The following is a 25300-nucleotide window of genomic DNA, read 5'->3' as shown; positions in this document are numbered from 1 at the left end:
TTTATATTTCTATGAATTTTTGGAAAAAACCGAACCGATCTTTAAATAAATCTGTTTTTTCATCAGAATAATATTTTTCAACAATTCTGTAATCATACCGGTCAAAAGTAGAGTCAATAGATCCCAGGTTTTCATTGCTTACCTTGATGGTAACCTGAATGACCTCTTCAGTCATGAAGCTTATAAAGCCCCCGTAAAATTTGGAATTATTACTTTCTACAATATTGGCAATTTCCGTCATAGAATATCTCCTTGCCGGAACTTCTACCGTAAGGATGGCTCCTGTTTCCGAAAAAAGCGGATATCGGGAGAAATCCTGAAAAATATCATCACAGCTTATATAGCCCAGGTACTTTTCATTTTTGTTGATAACAGGAATGACATTCGAGTTGAATGTATGGAAGATGCGGATGCTGTCCATTATATTATTGTCCTCCAATATAGCAAAGCGCTCTATCTGGCGCTCAAGGTCTTTTAATGTTCCTTCATCCTCATATAAAAAATCTTTGGCAATAGCCCCGTAAAACAAATGGGATTTTTTTATGAAAATATGGCTATACCCGAAATCTTCTAATATGTTTCTTGCTGATTCTATTGAGTCAGTAAGGTGAAAACATGGAAAATCTTTTGAGATATAGTCCTTGATAAACATTGTGCTAAATTATAAAAAAATAAATGAAATTTTTTCTCAAAGTAAAACTTTTTTTGGCGATTCTCCAAAAAAATGATTTTAAAATTTGTTCGTGCGGAAAAAAAAGTTACCTTTGTAGCCTTTCATTTTTACTTTTTATTAGATTTATTTCAAACTGCACTGTCGATAAGACATATGCAGTTTTTTATTTTAAGGCCTTTGCAAACTCCCACATTACAATTCCTCCACATACGCTCACATTGAGTGAATGTTTGGTTCCCAACTGAGGAATTTCCAGAAAAACATCAATATTTTCCAAGGCCTCATCGCTTATTCCCTCTACTTCATTCCCCAGAATAAGAGCGTACTTTTTTGCCTTATCTATTGTAAAGCCGGTTATGAGCTGGCTGTTGGAAGTCTGTTCTATTCCTATGATTTCAAATCCCTGACTTTTTAAGTCATTAATAGCTGCATTAATGTCTTTTTCGTAACTCCAGTCCACACTTTCCGTGGCTCCTAAAGCTGCCTTATGGATTTCACGGTGCGGAGGCTGGGGAGTAATTCCGCAAAGAATGATCTTTTCGATTAAAAACGCATCTGCTGTCCTGAAAGTAGCTCCCACATTATGCATGCTCCGGATATTATCAAGAATAATCACCAGGGGGATTTTTTCAGTTTTCTTAAACGTTTCTACATCTATCCGGTTAAGCTCGTCCAGTTTTAATTTATGTACCAATCTGTTATGTTTTAGAAATTAATCTTAAGTTTGAGTTCCCTGTTTATCCCATGATTTTTTGAACGCTTTTTTCAATATTTTGTGCCAATGCTTCCATCGGAATATCATTTTCATCATTATTAAAAGGATCCTCTATCTCTTCTGCGATAAGCTCCAGGCTCATCAGTACATAGAATACAAAAACAGTAAGAGGAATCATAAAATACCCGATCGTAATAACATACGCGATAGGAAGTGCAAATACATAAAGGATAATGAATTTTTTAATGAATGAAGAGTAGGAATAAGGAATAGGCGTATTCTTTATTCTTTCACATCCCCCGCATACATCCAGAAAACCCGAAAGCTGGGTGTCGAGATAGACCATTTCCATATCAGAAATTTTCCCTTCTTTTTTTAATTGGGCAAGCTTATGGGTAAGAAGCAGGATAATTTCACTCGGGCCGTGATGCTTGAAGGATTTTTCCAATTCCGAGTAGTCTTCATCCAATGCAAGCCGGGTAGACTCTTTAGAAAGATGCTTAGCTAAAAAGTGAGGGAAAAACTTTAAATATCGTGCGACCTGTTCGGCATCTTTTCGGTCATTGATCAGGATATTATTGATTTTAATAGTGAAATTTCGGGTGTCATTTACCAGCTTTCCCCAAAGCTTTCTTCCTTCCCACCATCTGTCATACGCTGTATTGGTCCGGAAAACTAAGAGTAAGGAAAGTACAAAGCCCAAAAGTGAATGGATCATTCCTACATTGCTTATTCCGGATTTGGCATTAAGATGAAGATATTCAATCTCGATATAAGCTACAATATAGGAATAAAGGCCAACCACACACATGGTGGGAAACAGTATTTTTAAGGTATCGCTTTTATGTAAACTGAACAGTATTTTGAGGAAATGTTTTGTATTATAAACTCTCATATAATCTATATAGTATCACAAAGATAATTGATTCCGGGTTTCAAAAAAAACTGTATTTTTATTTGCTTAAAAAACAGGTCGGATGATTCTCGAAAAAGTAGATGTTGTAGAAGATATCAGCAAACAGGATTTTCAGGAAAAATATTTTAAAAAACAAAAACCTCTTCTTATCAAAAACTTCGCAAGCCGCTGGCACGCTTTTGACCAGTGGAACTTTTCCTATATCAGAGAAAAAGCAGGAGAGCAGGAGGTCCCTTTATATGATAATAAGCCGGCAGATGCATCCAAGAGTACGGATACACCTGTAACCCATATGAAGATGAAGGATTATATTGATACCATCAAAAGCCGCCCTTCGGATTTACGTATTTTCTTTTATATCATTACGGATCGTTTACCGGAATTGCTGAAGAATTTCTCTTATCCCGACCTGGGAATGAAGTTTTTTAAAAGACTGCCTACCTTGTTTTTTGGAGGAAGTGAAGCCCATGTACTGATGCATTATGATGTGGATCTAGGGGATTTTCTGCATATTCATTTTGAAGGCAAGAAGAGAATTCTCCTATTTGATCAAAAGCAATCCCAGTTCCTTTACAAAGTTCCGCTGTCCGTTCATACGATTTATGACATAGACTATGAAAATCCCGATTATGAAAAGTTTCCGGCTCTGCAATATGCGAAAGGCTTTGAAATTTTTATGGAACACGGGGATGCATTATTTATTCCCGGAGCTTTCTGGCATTTCAACAGGTATCTCGAACCGGGCTTTTCCATGTCTCTAAGAGCGCTTCCTCAGAAGCCTAAGGTTTTTGCCAATATGTTATATCATGTATTCATCATGAGATACACGGATAAAATATTGAGAAAAATGTTTAAAGCGAAATGGGTTGATTTCAAACAGAAATGGGCGTATGAAAAAGCTCAGGAAATACTTAAAAAAGTTTCGGAGAAGTAAAGAGACTTGTTAATGATAAGGTGATATTTTGATTATTTTTTTCTTAGAAGTATCCGTCAGCGTTTCCAGCTTTACCAGGAAACCTCCCGTAAGTCCGTTAAGGTCAATAAAGGATGAGGTAGACCAGGTTTCCGTGTTATAATTATGGATCAATATAGCTTCTGACTGTCCCGGACTTTTATAAGAAACGTTTTTGTCGGAAAAAGTGAAGTAATCGGCTTTCGTTAAATACAATTTTTTTACAGGTGCTCCTAGATAAGTATACCTTCGCAATGAAGGTTTGTAAATCAAGGTGATATCTGAGTAGCTAGTCACCTCTTTGTTACCATAAAATTTTTGGGAATAATCTTCACGTCCTTCAAATTGAAAGGTAATATCTAAGGTGGGAAGAAAGTTGCTTTTTCGGATAATTAGCATTCTTTCATCTAGTGTATTTTGGTCGCAAGAGGAGAGGGGTATCATAGAAACTATGATCCAGCATATTTTTTTTCATCAAGTATGTGTTTTTACGGTGCAAATGTATTGCTTTGGGGTAAAAATGGCGTATAAAATTTGTTAATGTTTGGGTGATTAATTATTTATTTTAGTTAAATGTTTGTTAAGTGTATTTTCTCAAAAAGAAAAATTAAAACGGCAAGAAAATTCTTTTGAAATTAGGGAAAAGAGCCAGTTTTTTGTAAGATTATAAGGCCTTTCCTATTTTTATTTCCTATTTTTACCTATTAAATTTTTAAGACAGATTTTAATGGCAAAGGCAAAAAAGGAAACTCCGTTAATGACTCAGTATAATACAATTAAAGCAAAATATCCTGATGCGCTTTTATTATTCAGAGTTGGGGATTTTTATGAAACCTTTGGGCAGGATGCCGTTAGAACATCTCAGATTCTCGGCATTGTTCTTACCAAAAGAAATAATGGAGAAGGGCATATCGAGCTGGCAGGATTTCCGCATCATTCCATAGATTCCTATTTACCCAAACTGGTGAGGGCCGGAATGAGGGTTGCCATCTGCGACCAGCTGGAAGATCCTAAAATGGTGAAAGGGATAGTAAAACGCGGGGTAACCGAACTGGTAACACCGGGCGTAACATTCAATGATCAGGTTTTAAATTCTAAAAAGAATAATTTCCTCATGTCCATCCATAAAGAAAAAGAAAAATATGGAGTGGCATTGGTGGACGTGTCTACCGGAGAGTTTCTGGTAAGTGAAGGAAACCTGGAAAAGCTTTTACATATCGTCAATACCTTTGATCCCAGCGAAATTATCTACCAGCGAAGTGTACCCATTCCGGAACAGCTGAAAAATAAAAGTGCTTTTAAGCTCGAAGATTGGGCTTACCAGTACAACTTTGCCTATGAAAAGCTTACCAATCATTTTAAAACTGCTTCTTTAAAAGGATTCGGGGTTGAGAGTTTATCTCTGGCTATTACGGCGGCAGGAGCTATTTTTGCTTATCTCGTGGAAGATACGCATCATAATTTACTTTCGCATATTACTAAAATCCAGGTAATTCCTCAGGAAGATTTCCTGATGATGGATAACTTTACCCTAAGAAATCTGGAGATTGTATACCCAAGTAATCCACAGGGAAAATCTCTGTTGGATATTATTGATAAATCGTGTACCCCAATGGGAGGGCGGTTATTGAGAAGAAGAATTATCCTTCCGCTAAAATCAGTTGCTGAGATCAACAGAAGACTGTCATTAATAGATTTCTTAAACGAAAATGATCAGCTGAAATATGAGATCTGCCAACTGCTAAAATCTATTTCGGATCTGGACCGTCTCATGGGAAAGCTTGCAGCTGAAAAGATATCTCCTAAAGAGCTAGGATATCTGCGCCAGAGTCTAATTAATATTCACCAGATAAAATCTTTGCTTCATCCTCATGCTGATATTTTGGCATGGCTGGAACCATTGTATGATATGGAAGAGCTGATCAGGTTTTTACAGAATCACCTCAATGAAGAACTTCCTGTCAATATTTCAAAAGGAAATATCATTAAAGAAGGAATTTCCGAAGAGTTGGATCAGCTGAGAAACCTTCAGAATAAAGGACGCGGTTTTCTGGATGAAATGTGCCAGCGGGAAATTGAAAGAACCGGAATTACCAGCCTGAAAATTGATTTCAATAATGTATTCGGATATTATATCGAGGTCCGGAATACCCATAAAGATAAAGTTCCTGAAGATTGGGTAAGAAAGCAGACGCTGGTAAATGCCGAACGGTATATTACGGAAGAATTAAAGGAATATGAAAACCAGATCCTGGGTGCAGAAGAAAAAATCAGTGTGCTGGAAAACGAACTTTACCGGAAAGTATGTTCGGAAACCATAATCTACATGGATCAGATTCAGGAAAACTCCAATATTATTGCCCAGCTGGATGTTGCTGCCGGACTTTCTGAGCTTGCTGTTTCCGAAAGTTATACAAAGCCGATACTTAATGAAAGCTTTGCTATTGATCTTAAAGAAGCAAGGCACCCCATTATAGAAAATGCACTTCCGCTAGGAGAGAAGTATATTCCCAATGATATTTTTTTAGATAAGGACTCTCAGCAGATCATTATGGTGACAGGTCCGAATATGGCGGGTAAGTCTGCAATATTACGTCAGACGGCAATTGTTTGTCTTCTGGCGCAGATTGGTAGTTTTGTACCGGCAAAATATGCAGAAATAGGAATTTTAGATAAGATTTTCACAAGAGTAGGTGCCACGGATAATATCTCTGCGGGTGAATCTACTTTTATGGTGGAAATGAATGAAGCTGCCAATATCCTGAATAATATCTCCGAGCGAAGCCTTATTCTTCTGGATGAAATAGGAAGGGGAACGTCTACTTACGATGGAGTTTCCATTGCATGGGCCATAGCAGAATACCTTCATCAGCACCCTACACAGGCAAAGACTTTATTTGCGACCCATTACCACGAGCTGAATGAAATGACGGTTAATTTTGAGCGTGTGAAAAATTTCCACGTTTCCATCCAGGAAAACAAAGGAAATATTATATTCCTGAGAAAGCTTGTTCCGGGTGGAAGTGAGCATAGCTTTGGTATTCATGTTGCCAAACTTGCTGGAATGCCTTCCAAAGTGGTAAACAGGGCCAATGAAATCCTTAAGACACTCGAGGCAAGCCGTACCCAAAGCGGGGGCTCTTCTGAAAGTATTAAAAGAGTAACGGAAGAAAATATGCAGCTTTCTTTCTTTCAGCTGGATGATCCGGTACTGGAAAATATCCGTGAGGAACTTACCAAAATAGATATTAATACCCTGACGCCCATCGAAGCATTAATGAAGCTGAATGCAATTAAGAAAATGATCGGAGGATAATTATCTCACCTCCAATTTATAGTTTGATGTCGTTAAAAAATACTTATTTAAAAGTATAGCTGAAAGAGGTCTTATATTGATATCTTACCTTATATCCGTAGATCTTTCCGGCCGTATTCCATCTGTTTTTCATGGTGGATATTGCTCTCTTTACCTCTTCATTAAAAGAAGCATTGGGACCTGATACTTTTATATCCTCCATAGATCCGTTCTTTTCGATAACAAAAGTGATAACGCTGGTCTTTTTACCTTTCTCGGCAATGCTGTCAGCCTGGATCTTATTCGTAAGGGTCTCTTCGAATGTAGCTCTTGTAGAGTAAACCGGAGGAGTGTCTACCTCCGTATAGATCTGCATGCTTCGTTTTACATAGGCTTTTTGAAGGTTATCAGGTTCTTTTACCTGCTGTCCGAAAGCAGCAGAACTTAATAAAAAGATAAAGAGAAAAACAAACTGTTTCATTGAATGAGATTTTTACAAAAATAAAGTTTTACGTATTGAAATACGGTAAAAATAATTACTTTTCTTAATTTTGATTATGGGAAAATTCATCAGCATAGTAATTGTAATCTTAAGCTTCAGCGTTTTTAAGGCTCAGCAGAAAGATATCACTTCATTACGATACGAGGCATTGGAAAAACGTATACAGGAAGAAAATGATAAACTTCTTGTGATCAATTTTTGGTCAACTACCTGTGCGCCATGTGTGAAAGAACTTCCGCATTTCATAGAGATCAACAATAAATATGCCGCGAACCCCAAATTTAAAATGATTCTGGTGTCTCTCGACAGATTGGTAGATAAAGAAAGGGTTATTAAATTTATGAACACCAAAAACCTTACGGCGGAGGTCATTCTTCTCGATGATATTAAGAGAATGAATACCTGGATTCCAAGGTTTGAAAAAGACTGGGATGGAAATATTCCGGTAACATTATTTTATAACAACGGAGAGAAAGTGTTTTTTAATGATGGAGAAATGAGCAGGGAGGAATTAGAAAATACCATTAAACAATATATTAAATCTTAAATAGCATATGAAAAATCTGAAATTAATACTTACAGGACTCGTCTTGAGTTTAGGGCTTCTTAGCTTTACAAAATCTGATAACCTGAGAGACAACGGACCAAAGGAAACAGTCACCTCCTCTAAAGGGTATGAAGTGGGAGATGCGGCTACGGATTTTAAACTTAAGAACGTAGACGGGAAAATGGTTTCCCTCAGTGATTATAAAAGTGCCAAAGGCTTTATTGTTATTTTTACCTGCAATCACTGCCCTTATGCGAAGAAGTATGAAGACAGGATTATAGAGCTGGATAGAAAATACAAAGCTTTAGGATATCCCGTTATTGCCATCAATCCGAACGATCCGAACGTACAGCCGGAAGACGGCTATCAGGAAATGATAGAACGTGCGACAGATAAGAACTTTACTTTTCCTTATCTGGTGGATGAAGGACAGAAGATCTATCCTCAGTACGGAGCTACAAAAACACCACACGTATTCGTACTTCAGAAAGAAAATGGTAAAAATATCGTAAAATATATTGGAGCGATTGATAACAACTACGATAATCCCAATGATGTTTCCGAATATTATGTGCAGGAGGCGGTGAATCAGCTATTAAAAGGTCAGCCTATAAAAACCACTAAAACCGTAGCCATCGGATGTACGGTCAAAGTAAAGAAATAAAAATACAAACCGGATTCTCAAAAGGGTCCGGTTTTTTTATGTTGAATTCTTCATTACTTTTGCTGAAACAACACAATATGTCAGAAGAAAAGCAAAATTCCGGATCCATACTTCATTTCAGTCTTCCTTATTTCATTGCTACTATTCTGCTATTTCTCATAGAAGTTGCAATTGCGACCGTTTTCAGTACTGTTTTCTTCGTAAGGGCTTATTTGGGAGATGTTTTGGTGGTGATGCTGATCTATACTTTTATAAAAAGCTTTTTCAGGTTGAATGACCTTAAGCTGATTATCGGAATTTTCATTTTTGCATGTATAACCGAATTTGCTCAATATTTTAATATAGCAGAAAAGTTAGGCTACCAAAAAGGCAGCCTAATGTATATTGTGATCGGAAATTCATTTTCGTGGGTTGATATTCTTTGTTATGGTGTAGGGTGTGCTTTACTGTATCTTTTTAGTAAGTTTAATAAATGTTAACAGGCTGTCTCATTTGCCTTCTTACTTTTTCTCCGTTGAGCTCTGCCGGCTCTCATTTGTATTGTAAACTAATTTTTTGAAAGACTCTCAAAAAGTTCTTTTCGGACATCTTCATGGGGGGAATTTACTCTTATATTGTTCATTTTCCCGTCTTTTTCAACCCCAGAATTCTACAAGAGTTATTCTTCCTGTATTTACAAATTTCTCATGAGAAATTTCTGTAATCAGCAAATTCTTAAAAGCTTCGGGGGCCTTCAGGAAATACAGGGTCTTTATAAGTTTTTGAGTGAGATGCGACCGAAAGGGAGTCTTTTTGCGCTGAAACCCCAACGGTTCCCATAATACATAATAAAAAAATGAAAATTCTTTTCATATTATCTTCCAAAGCTGTCATATTTATCTTCAGCATATTTTATAAATCGGTTAAGTAAAGCAACATTTTCTTTTTCCAAAGGAGAAAGATCATTATCTACATTATTGGATACAGGAATATACCAGTCTGTATACTCAAAGAAGTTTCTGTAAGTGGCTTTTTTAAAAGAATATCCATGTCTTGCAAAAACAGAGTTCTTAATAATTTCCAGATCCAGCTTTCTAAGGTTCTTTATATCTTTTTCAGTCAGCTTTTGTTTAGAAGCATTAAGCTCAAATATAGCATCTGTGGCCTGTCTGTATTTGTCTTGTGTATAAGATGTTGTCTCTCCTGTTTCCTCATCAGTGTATTTTTCCTGAACAACTTTGGGGTTGGTCCAGTCTACAATATCGGAATCCGGATCAAGCATAAAGTTAGGGTTGTACACAAAATCTTTTTTTAGAAGCTTTAATTTTTTGATGTTATTTTTTACAGTAGCTTTATTAAACGCTGTCCATTTCCCTGTAATACTGTCGTCTTTTAATTGGACTTCAAATCTTCCGTCAGTTTTATCATTTCCTGGCTCATCTAAAGTAAAAGACTGGGAGCTCTCATCAAAAACTCCTCGGAAAGGACGCTGATTTCCATTGACAATACTCTGCCCATAGACACTGTCCTTAGTGATTCTGTTGATTTTTAAAGAAAGCTTTTTTATTAATGAATTGGTATATTCATTTCCTTCATTATCATAAACGGATTCGTTTCCTATAAAATCACCGGTATAAATACCATAAAGTTCTTTATGAAATTCGGGGGCTACTACCGAGTCCTTCTTTACAGAAAGAGAATCCTTGGAGGGAGTATTCTTCTCTGTTTCTTTTTTGCAGCTTATTATGGTAGCTGCTAATAAGGGAATAAGTACTAAATTTAAAATTTTCATATAAGTTTTTTTCTGATTAAAACTTCTACTAACAAAAGGTTGGGAATCCAACCCAGCCATGCTATGATCTGATAAACATCCATAGGATCAGGATGAAAAAAATAGACGATAATAACTTTCCACATCCGTAATGTAATAGCGGATAACGTTAATGCAAAGCTTCGCCACATCCATTGTTTGTGCTGTTCAAATTTTTTCTCACGAATCAGCTGATAGGCTTTGAAGGTAGAAAACCACCATAGACAGCCCATTATTAAAAAAGATATTTTAGAATAAAGCCCTCCATTGGCAAAAATTCCCATATAAATTCCGGAAGGAGCTGAGAAAATCAATAAGAGCAGAATATAGATTTTCCCCGAAGTTTTATGCAATCCTTTATATCCGAAATCTCTCCTTAGAATAGCAATAAATCCGGAAAGAAGTACAAAGATGCTCGTATACACATGGGTATAGAAAAAAGTGAGATATTCCGGTCTTGTTTCCACCTCTGTCTGTTTGATCATCAGAAAGCTTACATCCGTCTGCAGAGGAATGTATTCTAATGTGATCTTTAGCATCAGCCAAAAGAAATAAACAAAGCCCCCAGTGAAAAGGACTTTGAAAATAACTGATGTTTTCTTTGCCAGAAGCATTTAATTACTTAAAAGCTAATGTAATCGGAAAAGAATAAGAATGTTTTGTAGGGTTAGGCGTATCCGCTTTTTGCTCGGGTTTCCATTGTGAAAGTAAAGGCTTTACAACTCTTTCCACTTCCTGGTTAAAGCTCTCGTTGTCTCCTGAAACCGAAAAAGATCCTTTTTCAATATTCTGTTTCTCATCTACGGAAAATTGGATGGTAGAATTTAAAATTCCCGAACCGTTTACCTTGAGGGGATCAATACCTTCTGTAATCTGACTGATAAGAGTTTTGAAATGTTGGGGAGTATCTTCTGAAGAATACACCTTTTGAACAACAGGTATGGGTGCAGGAGGATTTTCCGTTTTTTCGTTTTCATTTTGTACTTGTGAGAAAGCCAGTCCACAGCTTAGAAGAAGCCCTAGAGTAAATGTTTTTTTCATATTCTTTAAATTTGTTTAGTGTTTAAAATAAATAATGGTTGCTAGAAATAATATAAATCTTTTTATGTTTGGTTTGTAGCTGAATATAGCATAGTAGCGAACTTTTTACCTCCGCTAAATTACGATTATTTAACATAATCACAAATGATTTAAATCTTGTGCAATAAGCCATGCTTCGCTCCAGCACGCCTGAAAATTGAAACCGCCAGTAACGGCATCGATATTGAGAACCTCACCGGCGAGATAAAAATGAGATAAATTTTTGGAAGACATATTTTTAAAGTTGACTTCCTTTAAGTCTACCCCTCCTGCGGTTACAAATTCATCCTTGAAGGTGGATTTTCCACTTACCCGGAATTTCTTTTTGCATAGGGCGGCAATGATGGTCTCCATTTCCTTTCCTGAAATATGGGCCACCTGCTTATTGGGATTGATCCGGGAAACTTCCAGTATTCTTTGCCAGAACCTGTTGGTAATACTGAATATCCTGGATTGGGCGATTGTCTTCTTGGGGTTGGACTGCTTGTATTCCAAAAATGCTGCAGTAGCTTCCTCGATGGATTCGGATAGGAAATTGACTTCAATTTCAAAATTATAATTCAGATGGGCTAAGCTTACAGCTTCCCAGGCCGATATTTTTAAAATGGCAGGTCCCGATAATCCCCAGTGGGTAATCAATAAAGGCCCGTTTTCCTCAGTTTTGAGCTGGGGAATGGATATTTCCGCCTGTTCGAAACTTGTCCCTGCTAGATCCTGTAATAATTCATCTTTAATATTAAAGGTAAAAAGGGAAGGTACCGGAGGAACCATTTTAAAGCCAAGGCTTTCAATGATTTTTAAAGACTTGGGTGAGCTCCCCGTGGTGTAAATAATATAATCTGCAATAAATTCCCCGGAATTGGTAATAACAGTGTACTGATCTCCTGCTTTTCGGATTTCTTTTACGCTATGCTTTGTCTTTATTTCGACCTTTTTGCGTGCTGTTTCCTGTAAGAAAACATCAATAATAGTCTGGGAAGAGTTGCTTTCCGGAAAGATCCTGTTATCATTTTCTATTTTTAACGAAACTTTTCGTTGATCAAACCAGTCCATTGTGTCGCCGGGTTGGAATTTGGAGAAAACACTTAAAAGTTCCTTATTTCCTCGGGGATAGAACCGCACCAGTTCCCTGGGATCGAAACAAGCATGGGTTACATTGCAGCGTCCGCCTCCTGAGACTTTTACCTTTTGTAAAACATCGGAGTTTTGTTCCAGAATAGTGATTTTATATTTGGTTTCGTCCAGGTTGGCAGCACAGAAAAAGCCGGCGGCACCCCCTCCGATAATTATAATTTGCTTCATATGTTACGAATCTTATGCAGAAGATTATTTTTTTTCAAAATTACAACTTTTATAAACCATCTTATTTGAGTACTTTTGAAACATAATAAATTTTAAGTTTAAACCTAATCCCCATGATATTTTATAATAAATTTGAAGTACGCTGGAGCGATCTTGATGCGAATAAGCATTTGGCTAATTCATCCTATGTTCAATACTGTGCACAGGCCCGTATGGCTTTTATGACAAAAGAAAAAATGGGTGTTACCCAATTAAGCAGATGGGGTATCGGCCCCGTTATCCTTCATGAAAGATATTCGTTTTTCAAAGAGATCTATGCCGACCAGACCGTATTTGTAAGTGTTGAAATAGACGGATGTTCTGAGGATTCCTCCATCTACCGTTTCCTTCACAAATTTTACTTGCCGGATGGAACGCACTGTGCCACTTCAGAAGCTACCGGAGTATGGATTGATATGATGATCAGAAAAATGACCACACCGCCGGATGATGTAGTGGAAGCTATGAACAAGTATAAAACAGAAAATACGGAGGTTCTTACCAAAGAAAGTTTTAAAAAGTTTCCTTTCCACCCTCATAATATAGATCCGGAGGAGTTTAAATAAATAAAATAATAAATGAGCAGTATCCTATTGCTCATTAAACTTATACTAAAGCATATGTTTGAAGATAAATCTCAGGAATTAACCCCGATTTCCAAATTAGGAGAATTTGGATTGATTAAGCATTTGACGGAACACTTTTCATTATCTCAGCCTTCTTCCGAGGTAGGAGTAGGTGATGATGCTGCTATTATAAATCCGGAAAATAAGAGACTTGTTCTTACGACAGATGTCCTTGCGGAAGGTGTTCATTTTAATTTGGGATATGTTCCCTTAAAACATTTGGGCTATAAAGCAGTGGTTGTTAACCTTAGTGATGTAGCGGCAATGAATGCGGTTCCAACTCAGATTTTAGTCTCCCTTGCGGTATCGAACAGGTTTCCGGTAGAAGCATTGGAAGAAATTTATTCCGGTATTCAGGCGGCGTGTAAAAGATATAATGTAGACCTTATAGGAGGAGATACCACAAGTTCCAATTCAGGACTGGTAATGAGTATTACGGCGGTAGGAATGGAAGATGAAGAAAATATTGTCCGGAGAAAAGGGGCAAACCCGAATGACCTTCTCGTAGTAACAGGAGACCTCGGAGGTGCTTACATGGGATTACAGATCCTGGAAAGAGAACATGCGGTTTATCTTGCTGACCCCAATATGCAGCCGGAAATGGAAGGCTATGATTATATTCTGGAAAGACAGTTAAAGCCGGAAGCGAGAACGGATATCAAAAACATTCTGAAAGAGCTGGAGATTACCCCTACTTCCATGATTGATATTTCGGATGGACTGGCTTCTGAAATCCTTCACTTATCAGATCAGTCTGAAGTGGGATTCCGTCTTTATGAAGAAAAAATTCCGATGGACAGTCTTACCATATCTACAGCGGATGAATTTAACCTTAATCCTGTCATGACGGCTCTAAGCGGAGGCGAGGATTATGAACTGCTATTTACAATTTCTCCCAATGATTTTGATAAAATTAAGAACCATCCTGACTTTAGTATTATAGGTCATGCGGTAGATAAAGGGGAAGGAAATTTTATGGTGGCCAGAGGCTCCAACCAGCTGGTCTCCTTAACAGCCCAGGGCTGGGATGCTTTTTTAGGAAATCAAAACTCTGATGAATAAATAAAAAACCACTATATCAAATAGTGGTTTTTTTTTAGTAGAATATCTCTTTAGAAATAAATGTCTTTATTATAAATCGGGATCTCTTTTTGAAGCAGTGGGAATGTTCCTTCATATTTAAAAGGAGTTACACCAAATGCATAAAACAGATCCGCCTGAAGCCTGCCTTTAAGGTTAAGAACACCTTTACGGTCAGGGATTAGTTGAAGTCCTATGGAAGGAACGATAGAAGCTCTTCCCCTCACACCTGAATTAGCCAGGGAAACAGTCAGGAATTGTAGTCCTACACCTCCTTTCATTTCAATACCTATTTCTGCGGATAGGTTTCCTTCCAATTGAGTTACATTAAACTCGATTGTTTTTTGAAATTCGATATTCAATTCCGGATTTTTGGCCACCAGTACATTGGCTTTTCCTTTAGCTTCAAAAAATTTCACCTGAGCTTTTCCTGTTGCTGCTACCCCTGCGTACGGACCGGCGGAGATGGTAGGGCTTATGATAAGACCGGTTGGTCCCAGTACCACAGGAATGAAAGGAATATTAACAAAATCTGTTGTGCTTACCGTATACCCTAAACCTCCTTGAACATTAGCCAAAGCCTGAAGGGTAATATCATCCATAATGAAGTTGACTTTAAAATTGGTAAGGAAGCCCCAGGAAAAAGAAATGCTGTAATCAATTTTAGGAGTAAAGCCTCCTTTGAGGTTGATATTTGCACCCGCTTGTACCGGACCCACTTGCTGGTTGATAAGAGGGATAGTCTGATCAAAAGTGAAGTTGCCGAAACTAATCAGTTTCTGATTGCTGAGGTTTTTTGCTTCTATCGTGTGTATTTTATTGGTCAGCTCCTGAGAAACAAAACCTTCGATAGGTACATAATTAGCTAGCTTTCCATTGATCATGACAGGAGCTTTTCCTGAAGGATCATAAACACCGCTTATTGTTCCGCTGTAAATGAACTCTTCCAGCTTGGCGGTGGCAGTCTGGTATACAAACTGATTATTGACCTTAGATACGGAAGTCACTTTGGAAAGGATATTGGTTACCTCATCCCCATTTACCTTGGTTCCCACAAGAACGGTTCCCACTTCAATACTGTCGGTCTGGAGGGTAGCCCGGCTAAAGGCAATACTTTGATTGTCCATGCCCGAAATAGCGGCTACCGATTCATCATTAAGGATAAGAACATTCTTTTTTAATGTAAGGTTGCCCATGGTTTTCAGCCCTTCGGCAGAAGCGGTTGGGACAGGTACGGTATCTTCAGTTACCTCATCCTGTGAACAGGAAGTTAAGATCATCAACGAAAGTAGAGAAAAAAATACGAAATGGTACAATTTTCTGTACGCCTGGTAAGGATTAAAATTGTTTTTCATAAAAAATATAGTTAAGTTTTAAAATGATTTAGCTGGTGTTTAAAATATCAGGATGTACATATCCCTACATTGTCTCAAAGTTTACTTAAAACTTCTGAATGTTTTCTGCAATGGGTAAAAATTCAATCTAGGGAAATCCTTGCATAAGAATTTCCAAAACCTCAGCTATAAAACACTGATCAGGATTTAAAAAAGTTGGATAATGCTTAGTAAATACAAACAGTCTGTTTGTATCTTTTTCTATGTTTTTCGAAATAATTATAATAGCTTTTCATATGTATTGTTTTTTGTTTGGTTAAAAATAAAAACTTTAACTTTATTTAACAAAAAATATAAATTAAAATTTCTCTCTAAAGGAATGTTTTGCATAATAAATGGGATTGAAACAGCTATTTATATAGTTTTGATAACAGCATAAAAAAACTCCGGCCGAAGGCCGGAGTTTTTGCTTTATAATAAAAAATGATGCTATTTCTTAACAATATTGAGAATAACCTGAGTTGCTTTTTCCATACTTTCCAGTGCTACATACTCATAAGGACCATGGAAATTTAATCCTCCAGCAAAGATATTAGGACAAGGCAATCCCATATAAGACAGCTGAGCACCGTCTGTTCCTCCTCTTATCGCCTTGATATTAGGCTCAATACCCGCTTCTCTCATCGCGCTTGCAGCAAGATCCACAATATGCATTTTCCCTTCAAATTGCTGTTTCATATTGCGGTATTGTTCCTTGATTTCCACTTCAGCAGTTCCTTCTCCATATTTTTGATTGAACTCAGCCACTTTTTCCTGCATGAATTTTTTTCTGGCTTCAAACTTTTCTGCATCATGATCACGAATAATGTATTGAAGCTTGGCTTCCGATACATCAGAATTGAAATCCGTTAAATGATAGAAACCTTCAAATCCTTTGGTGGTAGACGGTGTCTCATGGGCAGGTAATGTCTGTACAAACTCAGCTGCCAGAAGACTGGCATTGATCATTTTCCCGAATGCATATCCCGGGTGAACGCTTAATCCATGGATCCTTACAACAGCTCCTGCTGCGTTAAAGTTCTCATATTCCAATTCTCCGACCTCACCTCCGTCCATGGTGTAAGCCCATTCCGCACCAAACTTCTGAACATCAAATTTATGGGCTCCTCGGCCTATTTCTTCATCAGGAGTAAAACCTATTGCCACTCTTCCGTGTTTGATTTCAGGATGGGCAATAAGATATTCGGCAGCCGTTACGATTTCGGCACATCCGGCCTTATCATCAGCTCCTAATAAAGTAGTTCCGTCAGTAGTAATAAGGGTTTGTCCGATATAGTTTTTCAGCGTTTCAAATTTTGAAGGGGAAAGTGTAAATCCGGTTGTTTTGTTAACCACAAGGTCCTTTCCGTCATAATTTTCCCAGATCTGAGGATTCACATTCTCGCCGTTAAAATCAGGAGATGTATCATAATGGGAAATAAAACCGATCGTAGGAGTCGGATCATTATCCAGGTTGGAAGGAACATATCCCATTATATAGCCATGTTCATCAATAGAAACATTCTCAAGTCCTATTGTTTTTAATTCTTCAGCAATGTAGTTGGCAATGTCCCACTGTCTCGAAGTAGATGGTGTCGATTCACTTTCAGGATCACTCGTGGAATATATCTTTACGTAATTAAGAAAACGGTTCAGAAGTTTCTCTCTCCATACCGCATTGAATTCTGTAGTACTCATTTAATGTCGAAAATTTTAGCAAAGTTAACAAATTTGAGTCTCAGAATAAGTTATTTATAGCTTAATCTCTTGGGTGAAAAATTTAAATCGAATATAAATGATTGAAAATCAAAACAGTTGTGCTTTTATAAAGGCTCCGGATAAAATTATTTAGATTTATTATATTTGAGTAAATCAAAAAGTAAAAATGTTTCTAACAGAATGTCCTAGAGATGCCATGCAGGGATGGAGTGAATTTATTCCGACCGGCAAAAAAATAGATTATATCAACTCTTTAATGGAAGTTGGTTTCGATGTGCTGGATTGTCTGAGCTTTGTGTCCCCTAAAGCAATCCCTCAAATGGCAGATTCTGATGAAGTTGCCCAAAATATAGATACGTCCCTATCCAATACCAAAATATCTGCAATTATCGGAAATTACAGGGGGGCGGAAAAAGCACTTAAACATAAGTCTGTCGATATCATCGGATTTCCCTTTTCCATTTCGGAGACCTTTCAGCATAGAAACACCAATAAAAGCCAGCAGGAAGCTTTTGAGGAAATTATCAGGATGCTGGAGCTTGTTAAAAGTGAAGGAAGAGAGCTCAATATTTACTTCTCTATGGCATTTGGTAACCCTTATGGAGAAATGTGGAAATGGGAAGATGTGGAAATGTGGGCGAAACGCTTCCAGGAAATAGGAGTGAAAAACATTCTGCTTTCAGATACTACGGGAGTGGCAACCCCAGAAACCATTGCATTGTTATTTGAAAAGATTCCGGGGCAATATCCTGAGATTAATTTTGGAGGACATTTTCACAACCGTTACGAAGACTCCTATTCCAAGCTGAAAGCTGCTTACGATAAAGGCTGCAGGAGATTTGACAGTGCCATAAAAGGAATCGGGGGATGCCCTATGGCCAAAGATGATCTTGTGGGAAATATGCCTACGGAGCAGGTTATTAACTTTATGAGCGTGGAAAAGATCAGCCATTCACTCAACTTATTGAATTTTGAAAGTTCCTATAATGTAGCCAAAGATATTTTTCATTTTTAAATAAAAATTATGAGCACTATTTCACCCGTTATTTCCGCATCCGAATTAAAAAAGAACATAGATAACAAAAACCTGTTGATCCTGGATGCGCGGGTAGGAAAAGGGATCTATGAGCAATATCTTGAGAAACATATCAAAGGGGCCGGCTTTATTGATCTGGACGGGGACCTCGCAGAAATCGGGGAGGGTGCCGCAAAAGGGGGGAGACATCCGCTTCCCGATATTGATAAATTTGCACATACCCTCTCTCAATTCGGAATTTCCGGGGATACCCATATTGTCGTTTATGATAATAAGAACGGGGCCAATGCCGCAGCTCGCGCCTGGTGGATGATAAAAGCTTTTGGAATTGAAAATGTACAAATTCTGGACGGCGGAATACAGGCTGCAGAACAAAACGGAATTGAGTTTTCATCGGGAAAAGAAGAGTTTGTAACGGCACCCTTAATGCAACCTCAGCATTGGAAATTTCCCTTATCGGATATTGAAAAGGTAGAAAAGGGTTTAAAGGATAATTCAGCAACAGTGATCGATGTCCGGGATGCTTACCGCTACAAAGGAGAATCCGAACCTATTGACTTGATAGCAGGTCATATTCCGGGTGCAATTAATATTCCCTTCTCAGAAAACCTTGATGAAAAGGGGCATTTTCTTAGTCCGGAAGCATTAAAGGAAAAATATGAAAAGCTTTTAGCAGGAAAACCGGAAAACCTGATTATCCATTGCGGTTCAGGGGTAACAGCCTGTCATACCATTCTGGCCCTGGATCTGGCCGGATTTAAAATACCGGATTTATACGTGGGCTCCTGGAGTGAATGGAGCAGGAGAGATAAAGAAATAGCAAAAGATATATAAAAAGAAAACCGCGGGAATATTCCTGCGGTTTTATATTTCTTTGAGAAGATTTTAAAGCATTCCCAATTCAAATTTAGCTTCTTCGCTCATCATATCCTTGTGCCAGCTTGGCTCAAAGGTGAGCTCCAGATCCACACTCTTCACATTCTCAACCTCCTGAACCTTATCTTTTACCTCTTGGGGCAGGGTTTCTGCTACCGGGCAATTGGGGGTGGTAAGGGTCATGATGATTTTTACATCAGCATCATCCGAAATCTGGACATCGTAAACCAATCCCAACTCGTAGATATCTACGGGAATTTCAGGATCATATACTGTTTTGAGAACTCTTATAATGTTGTCTCCTATATCAGCGATCTGTTCGTCTGTAAATTTCATTGTTTAATCTAAATTACTATTTCTTTTAAGTAAATCTTCCTGACGCAGGCGCCGGAAAATATTTGCCAAAGTTAAGACATCTTTTTCACAATATTCAACAATTCTTTGCAAGTCTTTTTCTATGTAGTAAATTGATGAAACCATTGATCCGTCAATGTCATCCTTAGGCGTAGGGATCCCAAAGACATGGGCCAGTAATTCAAGAGATACGAAGCTTTTGTAGTCACCGAATTTCCATAATTCCATCGTGTCCAGATGAGGTATTTCCCAAGGCTTTTTTCCGAACATCTGAAAAGGAAGAGGAGGTTGCATACCATTGATCAGAAAGCGCCTTGCAATCCACGGGAAATCAAATTCTTTTCCGTTATGGGCACATAAGATCACATCCCTTAGCCGCGGGCTGTTGAATATTTCACCGAAATCCTGCAACAGCTTTTTTTCGTCATGTTCGGCAAAGCTTTTAATTTTCAGGGTGTCATTTTTTTCCAGCATACCGATGGTAATGCATATGATCTTCCCAAATTCAGCCATTATACCGGCTCTTTCGGGATAGAAGTCTGCTGCGGAAATTTCATCTTTCCTTTGAAACCTTGTCTTTTTATCCCAAAGCTTTTGGTCTGTTTCGGGTAAATCTTCCCATGCTGCGGAGCCCGGGACTGTTTCTATATCGAGAAATAAAACTCTTTCCAGTGGAATGTTCTGTATCATAAGTGCTTTTTATTTTAACCGACCTGCATTCCGTTTTTTACGGGCAGGGATGGAGTTAGTAAAGTGACCTCCTTTTTATCATCTCCATAAACTCCTAATACCAGGCATTCACTGAAAAAATTGGCAATTTGTTTTTTAGGAAAATTAACGATCGCTAAAATCTGCTTTCCGATCAGTTCTTCTTTTGTATACAGGCTGGTAATCTGGGCCGATGATTTTTTTATTCCCAGATCCCCAAAGTCTATTTCAAGCTGATAGGATGGGTTTCTGGCTTTTTCAAAATCCTCGGCGGTGATAATGGTTCCGCTTCTTATATCCAGTTTTTCAAAATCTTCCCAGGTTATTTCAGGTTTTATATTCATGATTGTAAATAAAGATTAAGAGTAAATATACCTTTACGATTCTAAAGTAGGGAAAATTTTTGTCATAAGTAAAATAGTGGCGGTGATATATAAAAAACCAGCTGATTTTGTGGTCAGCTGGCTATAATATTTTAAAATTAAATTTATTTAAAACTTAATTTCTTTAGGAAGATCAAGGCTGTTATCACCAAAATAATATATCCCAGTATAATCAATAAAAGTCTCCAGTTTTCCACATGTCCCATTTTTCCGGAGGTAATTCTGAACAATGCTACCGTAGAAACGATTATTAAAATAATAATAGGTATTATGATTGATAATTTTTTCATTTTAACAGAATGTTGCAGCACCTGTTAAACCACCACCTACAGCACCTGCAATGGCACCTACGGCACCTGCGGAAACAGTTCCTACTACCGGAAGGGCTACGGTTCCTACAGCAGCACCGGCAAGTCCAAGGGTTCCTGCACCGGTAACGGCTCCTCCCAGGATTCCTGCTGCACATTTACCCCAGCTTCCCCACCATCCTTTTTTGGAAACGGCATTCGGGTTATATTTTTGATCTAAAGCAACCAAAGCTTTTACCAGCTGTCCCTGGAATTCTATTTCTTCAATCAGGATCTGCTTCTCGGTAGAAGTCAGTTTTGATTCAATGATTTCTTTTTGCTTGTTGTCTAAGAAAAGAAGATATTCATTTTCATCATTAAAATCTTTTGTATAAGCAATGATGCTTGCCTGGGAATAGAACTCTCCTGATAATTCAAGGTTTTTTGGAGTTTCGGTTTGAATACCTACTCCGTTTTTAACAAGTACATCCAATACGTACTGATCTATCTGATCCTGTGGAATGGTTTTCCCTTCATTAGTTTTAATATATTCAGCGGTCTGCTCAATACTGAAAATAATTTTCTGGATGTAGTCCGAACTTGCAACAGGAGTGTCGGCCATTTTAGCAGAACTACTTACGTTTGTAAACTCATCAGCACTTGAAAATGCATCCGTTCCGCTATTACAGCTTGTAGAAATAATTAATAACGATAAAACACTAAGGTTTAAAAAAAGTTTTTTCATGGATAAAAATTTATTTATTAGTTTCGGCAAAACTATTGATAAAATTCACAAAACAAAACTTGTTTAATTCCTTATTCCGTGTTATATTGATATCCGGATCTTCTTTATTGTAAATGAGTTTCGTAATTTTTACCCTTAAAAATTATATTCTTTTAAATCTCAGTGTTTAGAATTGTGCTGTGAAGTACAGAATGGATGAAGTAAGCTATTTGTCTGATATTGCTGTACTTGGGAAGAGCGAATGGCTTTTGCTTTTTTTCAATGGATTCTTCATTAAATATATGATATAATTAAATTTTTATTGATTTTAATGTGTTTTGTTTAATTTGATTTCAGGGGTAAAATGAAAAAATATTCATTAAATACTTTGAATAAGTTGCTCAATTTCTGTTTTATCGGCTTTGTATTTTTCTTGCAACTCTGAATTTTCTCCCATTCTTCTGTAATATTCGAGTGCTTTTTCCCCGAAAAATTTTTTATGAAAATCCGAAACCTCGGGAATTTGCGGGAAAACTTTATGGAATAGCATTTCGTAATAGGCCTGGAATTCTCTTTCGTTTTTATCTTCAATTATATGGCCCGGAGCCTTTTGTCTTACATGCAGCATTTCATGAGCAATCATATTAAGAACCAGGCTGAGATCAAAATCAAATAAATTCTGAGGAATCATTACCCGCTGGGGACCACCCAGTTCACCTTCCGCGGTGAGCAGCATAGAATCCGGTGAAAGTTCCGGCCGAAATCCGAAACCTGCAAAATTTTCATGCTCCAGACCAAAAGAACTGATCAGATAATGTGCCGCATCCATAATTTGATTATGATCCTTATAGGCATTCAGGTGTGTTTTTACGAGTTCCAGGTTCATTGACGCAATCGTTTTAACAAATGTATTAAAAATTAAAAAATGATCATTAAGAATATATTTTTTCCTCTGTCATTAGGTCCCGGGTAAATTTTTTAGAAAAGCCATGCAAGATTTTTAAAAAACCGGATTTATATAAATGAGTACTCCAATGAAAAGAATAAAATTAAATGTTAAACGAATTGAAATGAAAAAACTGAATAAAATATTTTTAACGGCAGCAGTACTATTAATGGGGCTTTCTCTGATCGCCTGTAACGATTCCGTGGAAATCATACCGGTAACTTTAAAAGATGTTAACGGAAGCTACAAAGGGAGACTGGTTACCCAGCAGGGACCTCAATACAGGAATCAGGTTGTCAGTTTTACAGCGCAGGACTCGGTGATGACCTTCAAAGAATTTCCCATTGAAGAAATTGTAAGCTCGGTGATCTCGGACCCCGTTAAAGCCCAGGAAGCAGTTAAAGCCATAGGAAAAGTGGAATATAAAATCAATTATACTCCTACCCTGAATGCCAGTCAGAATGTAGTGGAATTAAAGCTCAAACCCCAGGCATTGATCTTCCAGATACCCGTAGATGGAGTCAATAAGAATACCATTGTAACGGTTGCAGCTAAACAGAATGGATTGTTTGTAGGACAGGACTGGTCCTTAAGATTTGGATTGACAGTAGAAAAAATTGCTGTGGACGGAACAGCGGTTGACCCATTTGAAATCATTCAGTATAGCTTTCCTTACAGCCTGAAATATTAGTAAACATCAAACGTAATAGGTTGTTTTTAGAAAAAAGGCAACCTATTTTTGCAATTATGTTAAATTGATTAACTGCATATGAATAGATCAAGGAAAAGTTAATGGAGGAAAACGCGGAACAAATTTTAGCAAGACGTCTTGTGCTGAAAGAAGAATCTGCCTGGAAAGAGCTATTCATGGCTTATTCCGGTAAGCTTGCCTATGTCTGTTCCCGTTATATTATCAGTAAAGATGACGTACATGATGTATTACAGAACAGTTTTATCAATATGTTTCGCTCCATAGATTCTTTTGAATACAGAGGGAATGGATCTCTGAATGCCTGGATGTCCCGTATCGTTATTAATGAATCCCTTAAACATCTTAAACAGAATCCCGACAATAAAATGTTTTCCGATGATTTTGAATGTACGGATATCCCGGATGAGGAAGAGCCGGACCTGAACGAAATACCTCAGGCAGCCATTATGAAAATGATCCGTGCACTTCCAGAAGGATACAGAACGGTTTTTAACCTGTTTGTATTTGAGCAGAAAAGTCATAAAGAAATTGCCGGCCTTTTAGGTATTGCAGAAAATTCTTCAGCATCCCAGTTTTATCGGGCCAAAGCATTATTGGTCAATAAAATAAAGGAATATAAAGTATTACAAAAAGCACATTATGAATAAGTGGTTAAATGATCTTCGCCAAAAGATGGAGGAACATACAGAATATGTTCCCGAAGATTTGTGGGAGGATATCAGTGAAGAATTATTTAATGATGAGAAAAATAAGGTAATCGTTCCTCTAGTGAAAAATGAAAGTCCAGGAAAGTCCGGCAGCAGGCAGTGGATGTACCGTCTGGCAGGAATGGCAGCTGCTCTATTGCTTATTTTTTCTGTGAGTTATGTATTGGACTTAAAGAATGAAAAATATTTTCCCGAAAAGAAACTTCCGGAAGTTTCTTCAAATAATAGGGAAGATACCCGGAAAGTTGAAAATCAAATCCCAATGAAGGAGCTTTCGGAAAAAGAAATTGAGAATAATCCGGAAAAAATGATAGTGAGATCCAGAAAAAGTACTTCATATTATCATCTGGAAGAGGAAATTATTAGGGCTATTTTACTTAATAAGAAAGACTTGGCAATACGCTCTTCGAATTTTCAAAATGAAATTGTAATACCCGAAACAGGTGATCTGCCGGAAGTTAATTTGACATTACACAAAGATAACCTCCTTGTTAATAACAATAAACCGTCGCCAAAAGAACATAAAAAGAAAAGGAACCTGATGCTCAGTATGTTGACAGGAAGTGCTTCCGGGAGCTCATCGGATCAGTTTCCCGGCTATGCTACTGCAGGAGGAAGTCCTATGAGTGTCAACGGGGAAATGTGGCAGAGTTCAGAAGGTAATCCGCTAGTGGATATCCTTTTGGCTAATCAAAATAAGGAGGTGAACGCAAGGATTATTCATAAAACACCTGTGACCCTGGGAATGTCTCTCTATTACGGCTTAGGGAATAAATGGGGAATAGGAACCGGGGTGAATTATACAAAGCTTTCTTCCGAAGTGCATTCCGGGAGTGAATCGGATTATATAAAAATGGATCAGTCTGTACATTATATAGGAGTACCTGTGCAGGTAAACTATAATGTAATTAAAAAAGGCAGGTTTACCGGTTATGTCACTGCCGGAGCACTAGCAGAAAAAGCAGTATCGGGTAAGCTTACCACAAAATACATCGTTGATAATGGGGTAAAGGAAGAAAAAGAAGAAAAGATCAATATTAAACCGGTTCAGTTTTCAGTTAATTCGGCGTTGGGAGTGCAGCTGAAGGTTATCAACAATATAGGAATTTATGCCGAGCCGGGAGTAACTTACCATTTCAGCGATAAAAGCCCACTGAATACCATTTATAAGGAAAAGCCATTCAATTTTAATGTAAGGTTCGGAATCCGGCTGCAGATAGATTAAGAAGTAAACCACATAGAAAATTAATAATAAAGATAGGGCTTGTTTTGATGAGCCATGACCGTGTATTCCC

29 protein-coding genes are annotated in these 25300 nt (G+C 37.6%); 12 read left to right on the top strand and 17 right to left on the bottom strand.

Annotated elements, in window-relative coordinates; all coding sequences use genetic code 11:
- Nucleotide 1: 1 nt before the first annotated feature.
- The 3 genes from ABJ974_RS16290 to ABJ974_RS16280 all read right to left on the bottom strand — a co-directional run bounded on the left by ABJ974_RS16290 (nt 2) and on the right by ABJ974_RS16280 (nt 2283).
- Nucleotides 2-652, bottom strand: a complete 651-nt coding sequence (locus ABJ974_RS16290; RefSeq protein WP_419869274.1) for a CBS domain-containing protein — start codon at nt 650-652, stop codon at nt 2-4.
- 184 nt (nt 653-836) lie between these two features.
- Complete coding sequence (locus tag ABJ974_RS16285) at nt 837-1367, bottom strand: RNA methyltransferase (protein ID WP_419869273.1); 531 nt, start codon at nt 1365-1367, stop codon at nt 837-839.
- A 43-nt stretch (nt 1368-1410) separates the two neighbouring features.
- Complete coding sequence (locus tag ABJ974_RS16280; protein ID WP_419869272.1) at nt 1411-2283, bottom strand: bestrophin family protein; 873 nt, start codon at nt 2281-2283, stop codon at nt 1411-1413.
- 82 nt (nt 2284-2365) lie between these two features.
- Between ABJ974_RS16280 and ABJ974_RS16275 the strand changes: the two genes are divergently transcribed.
- Entirely contained in the window at nt 2366-3238 is an 873-nt protein-coding gene (locus tag ABJ974_RS16275; RefSeq protein WP_419869271.1) for a cupin-like domain-containing protein, read from the top strand.
- Nucleotides 3239-3247: 9 nt separating this feature from the next.
- On the opposite strand, the gene ABJ974_RS16270 is transcribed toward ABJ974_RS16275, so the two are convergent.
- Nucleotides 3248-3655, bottom strand: a complete 408-nt coding sequence (locus tag ABJ974_RS16270; protein WP_419869270.1) for a hypothetical protein — start codon at nt 3653-3655, stop codon at nt 3248-3250.
- 328 nt (nt 3656-3983) lie between these two features.
- Between ABJ974_RS16270 and mutS the strand changes: the two genes are divergently transcribed.
- Nucleotides 3984-6572 carry a DNA mismatch repair protein MutS gene (gene mutS / locus ABJ974_RS16265; protein ID WP_419869269.1) on the top strand — a complete coding sequence of 863 codons (2589 nt, stop codon included), beginning with the start codon at nt 3984-3986 and terminating at the stop codon, nt 6570-6572.
- Nucleotides 6573-6615: 43 nt separating this feature from the next.
- Here the strand turns inward: mutS and ABJ974_RS16260 are convergent, their stop codons facing one another.
- Complete coding sequence (locus ABJ974_RS16260; protein ID WP_419869268.1) at nt 6616-7032, bottom strand: energy transducer TonB; 417 nt, start codon at nt 7030-7032, stop codon at nt 6616-6618.
- A 76-nt stretch (nt 7033-7108) separates the two neighbouring features.
- Between ABJ974_RS16260 and ABJ974_RS16255 the strand changes: the two genes are divergently transcribed.
- The 3 genes from ABJ974_RS16255 (at nt 7109) to ABJ974_RS16245 (ending at nt 8743) form a co-directional block, all read left to right on the top strand.
- The gene (locus ABJ974_RS16255; protein WP_419869267.1) at nt 7109-7600 is read left to right on the top strand and encodes a TlpA family protein disulfide reductase; all 492 of its coding nucleotides are present in this window, start codon (nt 7109-7111) and stop codon (nt 7598-7600) included.
- Between the two features lie 7 nt (nt 7601-7607).
- Nucleotides 7608-8264: a thioredoxin family protein gene (locus tag ABJ974_RS16250; protein ID WP_419869266.1), complete on the top strand. Its 657-nt coding sequence runs from the start codon at nt 7608-7610 to the stop codon at nt 8262-8264.
- Between the two features lie 77 nt (nt 8265-8341).
- Nucleotides 8342-8743, top strand: coding sequence for a ribosomal maturation YjgA family protein (locus tag ABJ974_RS16245; RefSeq protein ID WP_419869265.1), 402 nt, complete (start codon nt 8342-8344; stop codon nt 8741-8743).
- Nucleotides 8744-9117: 374 nt separating this feature from the next.
- Here the strand turns inward: ABJ974_RS16245 and ABJ974_RS16240 are convergent, their stop codons facing one another.
- The 4 genes from ABJ974_RS16240 to ABJ974_RS16225 form a co-directional block, all read right to left on the bottom strand.
- Nucleotides 9118-10035, bottom strand: coding sequence for a YARHG domain-containing protein (locus ABJ974_RS16240; protein ID WP_419869264.1), 918 nt, complete (start codon nt 10033-10035; stop codon nt 9118-9120).
- The gene (locus ABJ974_RS16235) at nt 10032-10667 is read right to left on the bottom strand and encodes a DUF2306 domain-containing protein (RefSeq protein WP_419869263.1); all 636 of its coding nucleotides are present in this window, start codon (nt 10665-10667) and stop codon (nt 10032-10034) included. Before ABJ974_RS16235 ends, ABJ974_RS16240 begins: the two co-directional genes overlap by 4 nt.
- Nucleotides 10668-10671: 4 nt before the next feature.
- Nucleotides 10672-11094 (bottom strand): hypothetical protein, encoded by a 423-nt coding sequence (locus ABJ974_RS16230; RefSeq protein WP_419869262.1) that lies wholly within the window; start codon nt 11092-11094, stop codon nt 10672-10674.
- Nucleotides 11095-11232: 138 nt separating this feature from the next.
- On the bottom strand, nt 11233-12435 hold the full coding sequence (locus ABJ974_RS16225; RefSeq protein WP_419869261.1) for a BaiN/RdsA family NAD(P)/FAD-dependent oxidoreductase: 1203 nt from the start codon (nt 12433-12435) through the stop codon (nt 11233-11235).
- A gap of 113 nt (nt 12436-12548) precedes the next feature.
- On the opposite strand from ABJ974_RS16225, the gene ABJ974_RS16220 reads away from it, so the two are divergent.
- Together ABJ974_RS16220 and thiL are read left to right on the top strand one after the other, a co-directional pair.
- Nucleotides 12549-13040: an acyl-CoA thioesterase gene (locus ABJ974_RS16220; protein WP_419869260.1), complete on the top strand. Its 492-nt coding sequence runs from the start codon at nt 12549-12551 to the stop codon at nt 13038-13040.
- Between the two features lie 54 nt (nt 13041-13094).
- Complete coding sequence (thiL, locus tag ABJ974_RS16215) at nt 13095-14162, top strand: thiamine-phosphate kinase (protein WP_419870984.1); 1068 nt, start codon at nt 13095-13097, stop codon at nt 14160-14162.
- Nucleotides 14163-14212: 50 nt separating this feature from the next.
- Here the strand turns inward: thiL and ABJ974_RS16210 are convergent, their stop codons facing one another.
- Together ABJ974_RS16210 and pepT are read right to left on the bottom strand one after the other, a co-directional pair.
- Complete coding sequence (locus ABJ974_RS16210) at nt 14213-15535, bottom strand: hypothetical protein (protein WP_419869259.1); 1323 nt, start codon at nt 15533-15535, stop codon at nt 14213-14215.
- Between the two features lie 468 nt (nt 15536-16003).
- The gene (pepT, locus tag ABJ974_RS16205) at nt 16004-17251 is read right to left on the bottom strand and encodes a peptidase T (protein WP_419869258.1); all 1248 of its coding nucleotides are present in this window, start codon (nt 17249-17251) and stop codon (nt 16004-16006) included.
- Nucleotides 17252-17438: 187 nt separating this feature from the next.
- Between pepT and ABJ974_RS16200 the strand changes: the two genes are divergently transcribed.
- Both ABJ974_RS16200 and ABJ974_RS16195 read left to right on the top strand, forming a co-directional pair.
- Nucleotides 17439-18287, top strand: coding sequence for a hydroxymethylglutaryl-CoA lyase (locus ABJ974_RS16200; protein ID WP_419869257.1), 849 nt, complete (start codon nt 17439-17441; stop codon nt 18285-18287).
- Nucleotides 18288-18296: 9 nt separating this feature from the next.
- Nucleotides 18297-19142, top strand: a complete 846-nt coding sequence (locus ABJ974_RS16195) for a sulfurtransferase (RefSeq protein WP_419869256.1) — start codon at nt 18297-18299, stop codon at nt 19140-19142.
- A 51-nt stretch (nt 19143-19193) separates the two neighbouring features.
- On the opposite strand, the gene ABJ974_RS16190 is transcribed toward ABJ974_RS16195, so the two are convergent.
- The 6 genes from ABJ974_RS16190 to ABJ974_RS16165 all read right to left on the bottom strand — a co-directional run bounded on the left by ABJ974_RS16190 (nt 19194) and on the right by ABJ974_RS16165 (nt 22526).
- A complete protein-coding gene (locus ABJ974_RS16190; protein ID WP_292010771.1) occupies nt 19194-19520 on the bottom strand; it encodes an SUF system Fe-S cluster assembly protein in 327 nt (108 codons plus the stop codon).
- Nucleotides 19521-19523: 3 nt separating this feature from the next.
- On the bottom strand, nt 19524-20228 hold the full coding sequence (locus ABJ974_RS16185) for a 3'-5' exonuclease (RefSeq protein WP_419869255.1): 705 nt from the start codon (nt 20226-20228) through the stop codon (nt 19524-19526).
- Between the two features lie 14 nt (nt 20229-20242).
- Entirely contained in the window at nt 20243-20590 is a 348-nt protein-coding gene (locus ABJ974_RS16180) for a tRNA-binding protein (protein WP_419869254.1), read from the bottom strand.
- Nucleotides 20591-20733: 143 nt separating this feature from the next.
- Nucleotides 20734-20919 (bottom strand): hypothetical protein, encoded by a 186-nt coding sequence (locus ABJ974_RS16175; protein WP_419869253.1) that lies wholly within the window; start codon nt 20917-20919, stop codon nt 20734-20736.
- A 1-nt stretch (nt 20920) separates the two neighbouring features.
- Entirely contained in the window at nt 20921-21661 is a 741-nt protein-coding gene (locus tag ABJ974_RS16170) for a hypothetical protein (RefSeq protein WP_419869252.1), read from the bottom strand.
- A gap of 358 nt (nt 21662-22019) precedes the next feature.
- A complete protein-coding gene (locus ABJ974_RS16165) occupies nt 22020-22526 on the bottom strand; it encodes a hypothetical protein (RefSeq protein ID WP_419869251.1) in 507 nt (168 codons plus the stop codon).
- Between the two features lie 184 nt (nt 22527-22710).
- Here ABJ974_RS16165 and ABJ974_RS16160 point away from each other — a divergent pair, with 184 nt between their 5' ends.
- The 3 genes from ABJ974_RS16160 (at nt 22711) to ABJ974_RS16150 (ending at nt 25230) form a co-directional block, all read left to right on the top strand.
- Nucleotides 22711-23277: a DUF4840 domain-containing protein gene (locus ABJ974_RS16160; protein WP_419869250.1), complete on the top strand. Its 567-nt coding sequence runs from the start codon at nt 22711-22713 to the stop codon at nt 23275-23277.
- A gap of 101 nt (nt 23278-23378) precedes the next feature.
- Entirely contained in the window at nt 23379-23945 is a 567-nt protein-coding gene (locus ABJ974_RS16155; RefSeq protein ID WP_419869249.1) for an RNA polymerase sigma factor, read from the top strand.
- Nucleotides 23938-25230, top strand: coding sequence for an outer membrane beta-barrel protein (locus ABJ974_RS16150; RefSeq protein ID WP_419869248.1), 1293 nt, complete (start codon nt 23938-23940; stop codon nt 25228-25230). The genes ABJ974_RS16155 and ABJ974_RS16150 overlap by 8 nt, the downstream gene beginning before the upstream one ends.
- The last annotated feature ends 70 nt before the right edge of the window (nt 25231-25300 follow it).

The organism is Chryseobacterium sp. CT-SW4, assembly GCF_048572715.1.
Taxonomy (GTDB): Bacteria; Bacteroidota; Bacteroidia; order Flavobacteriales; family Weeksellaceae; genus Chryseobacterium.
The sequence above is the reverse complement of the archived record's forward strand: the minus strand, read 5'-3'. Positions and strand labels throughout refer to the sequence as shown.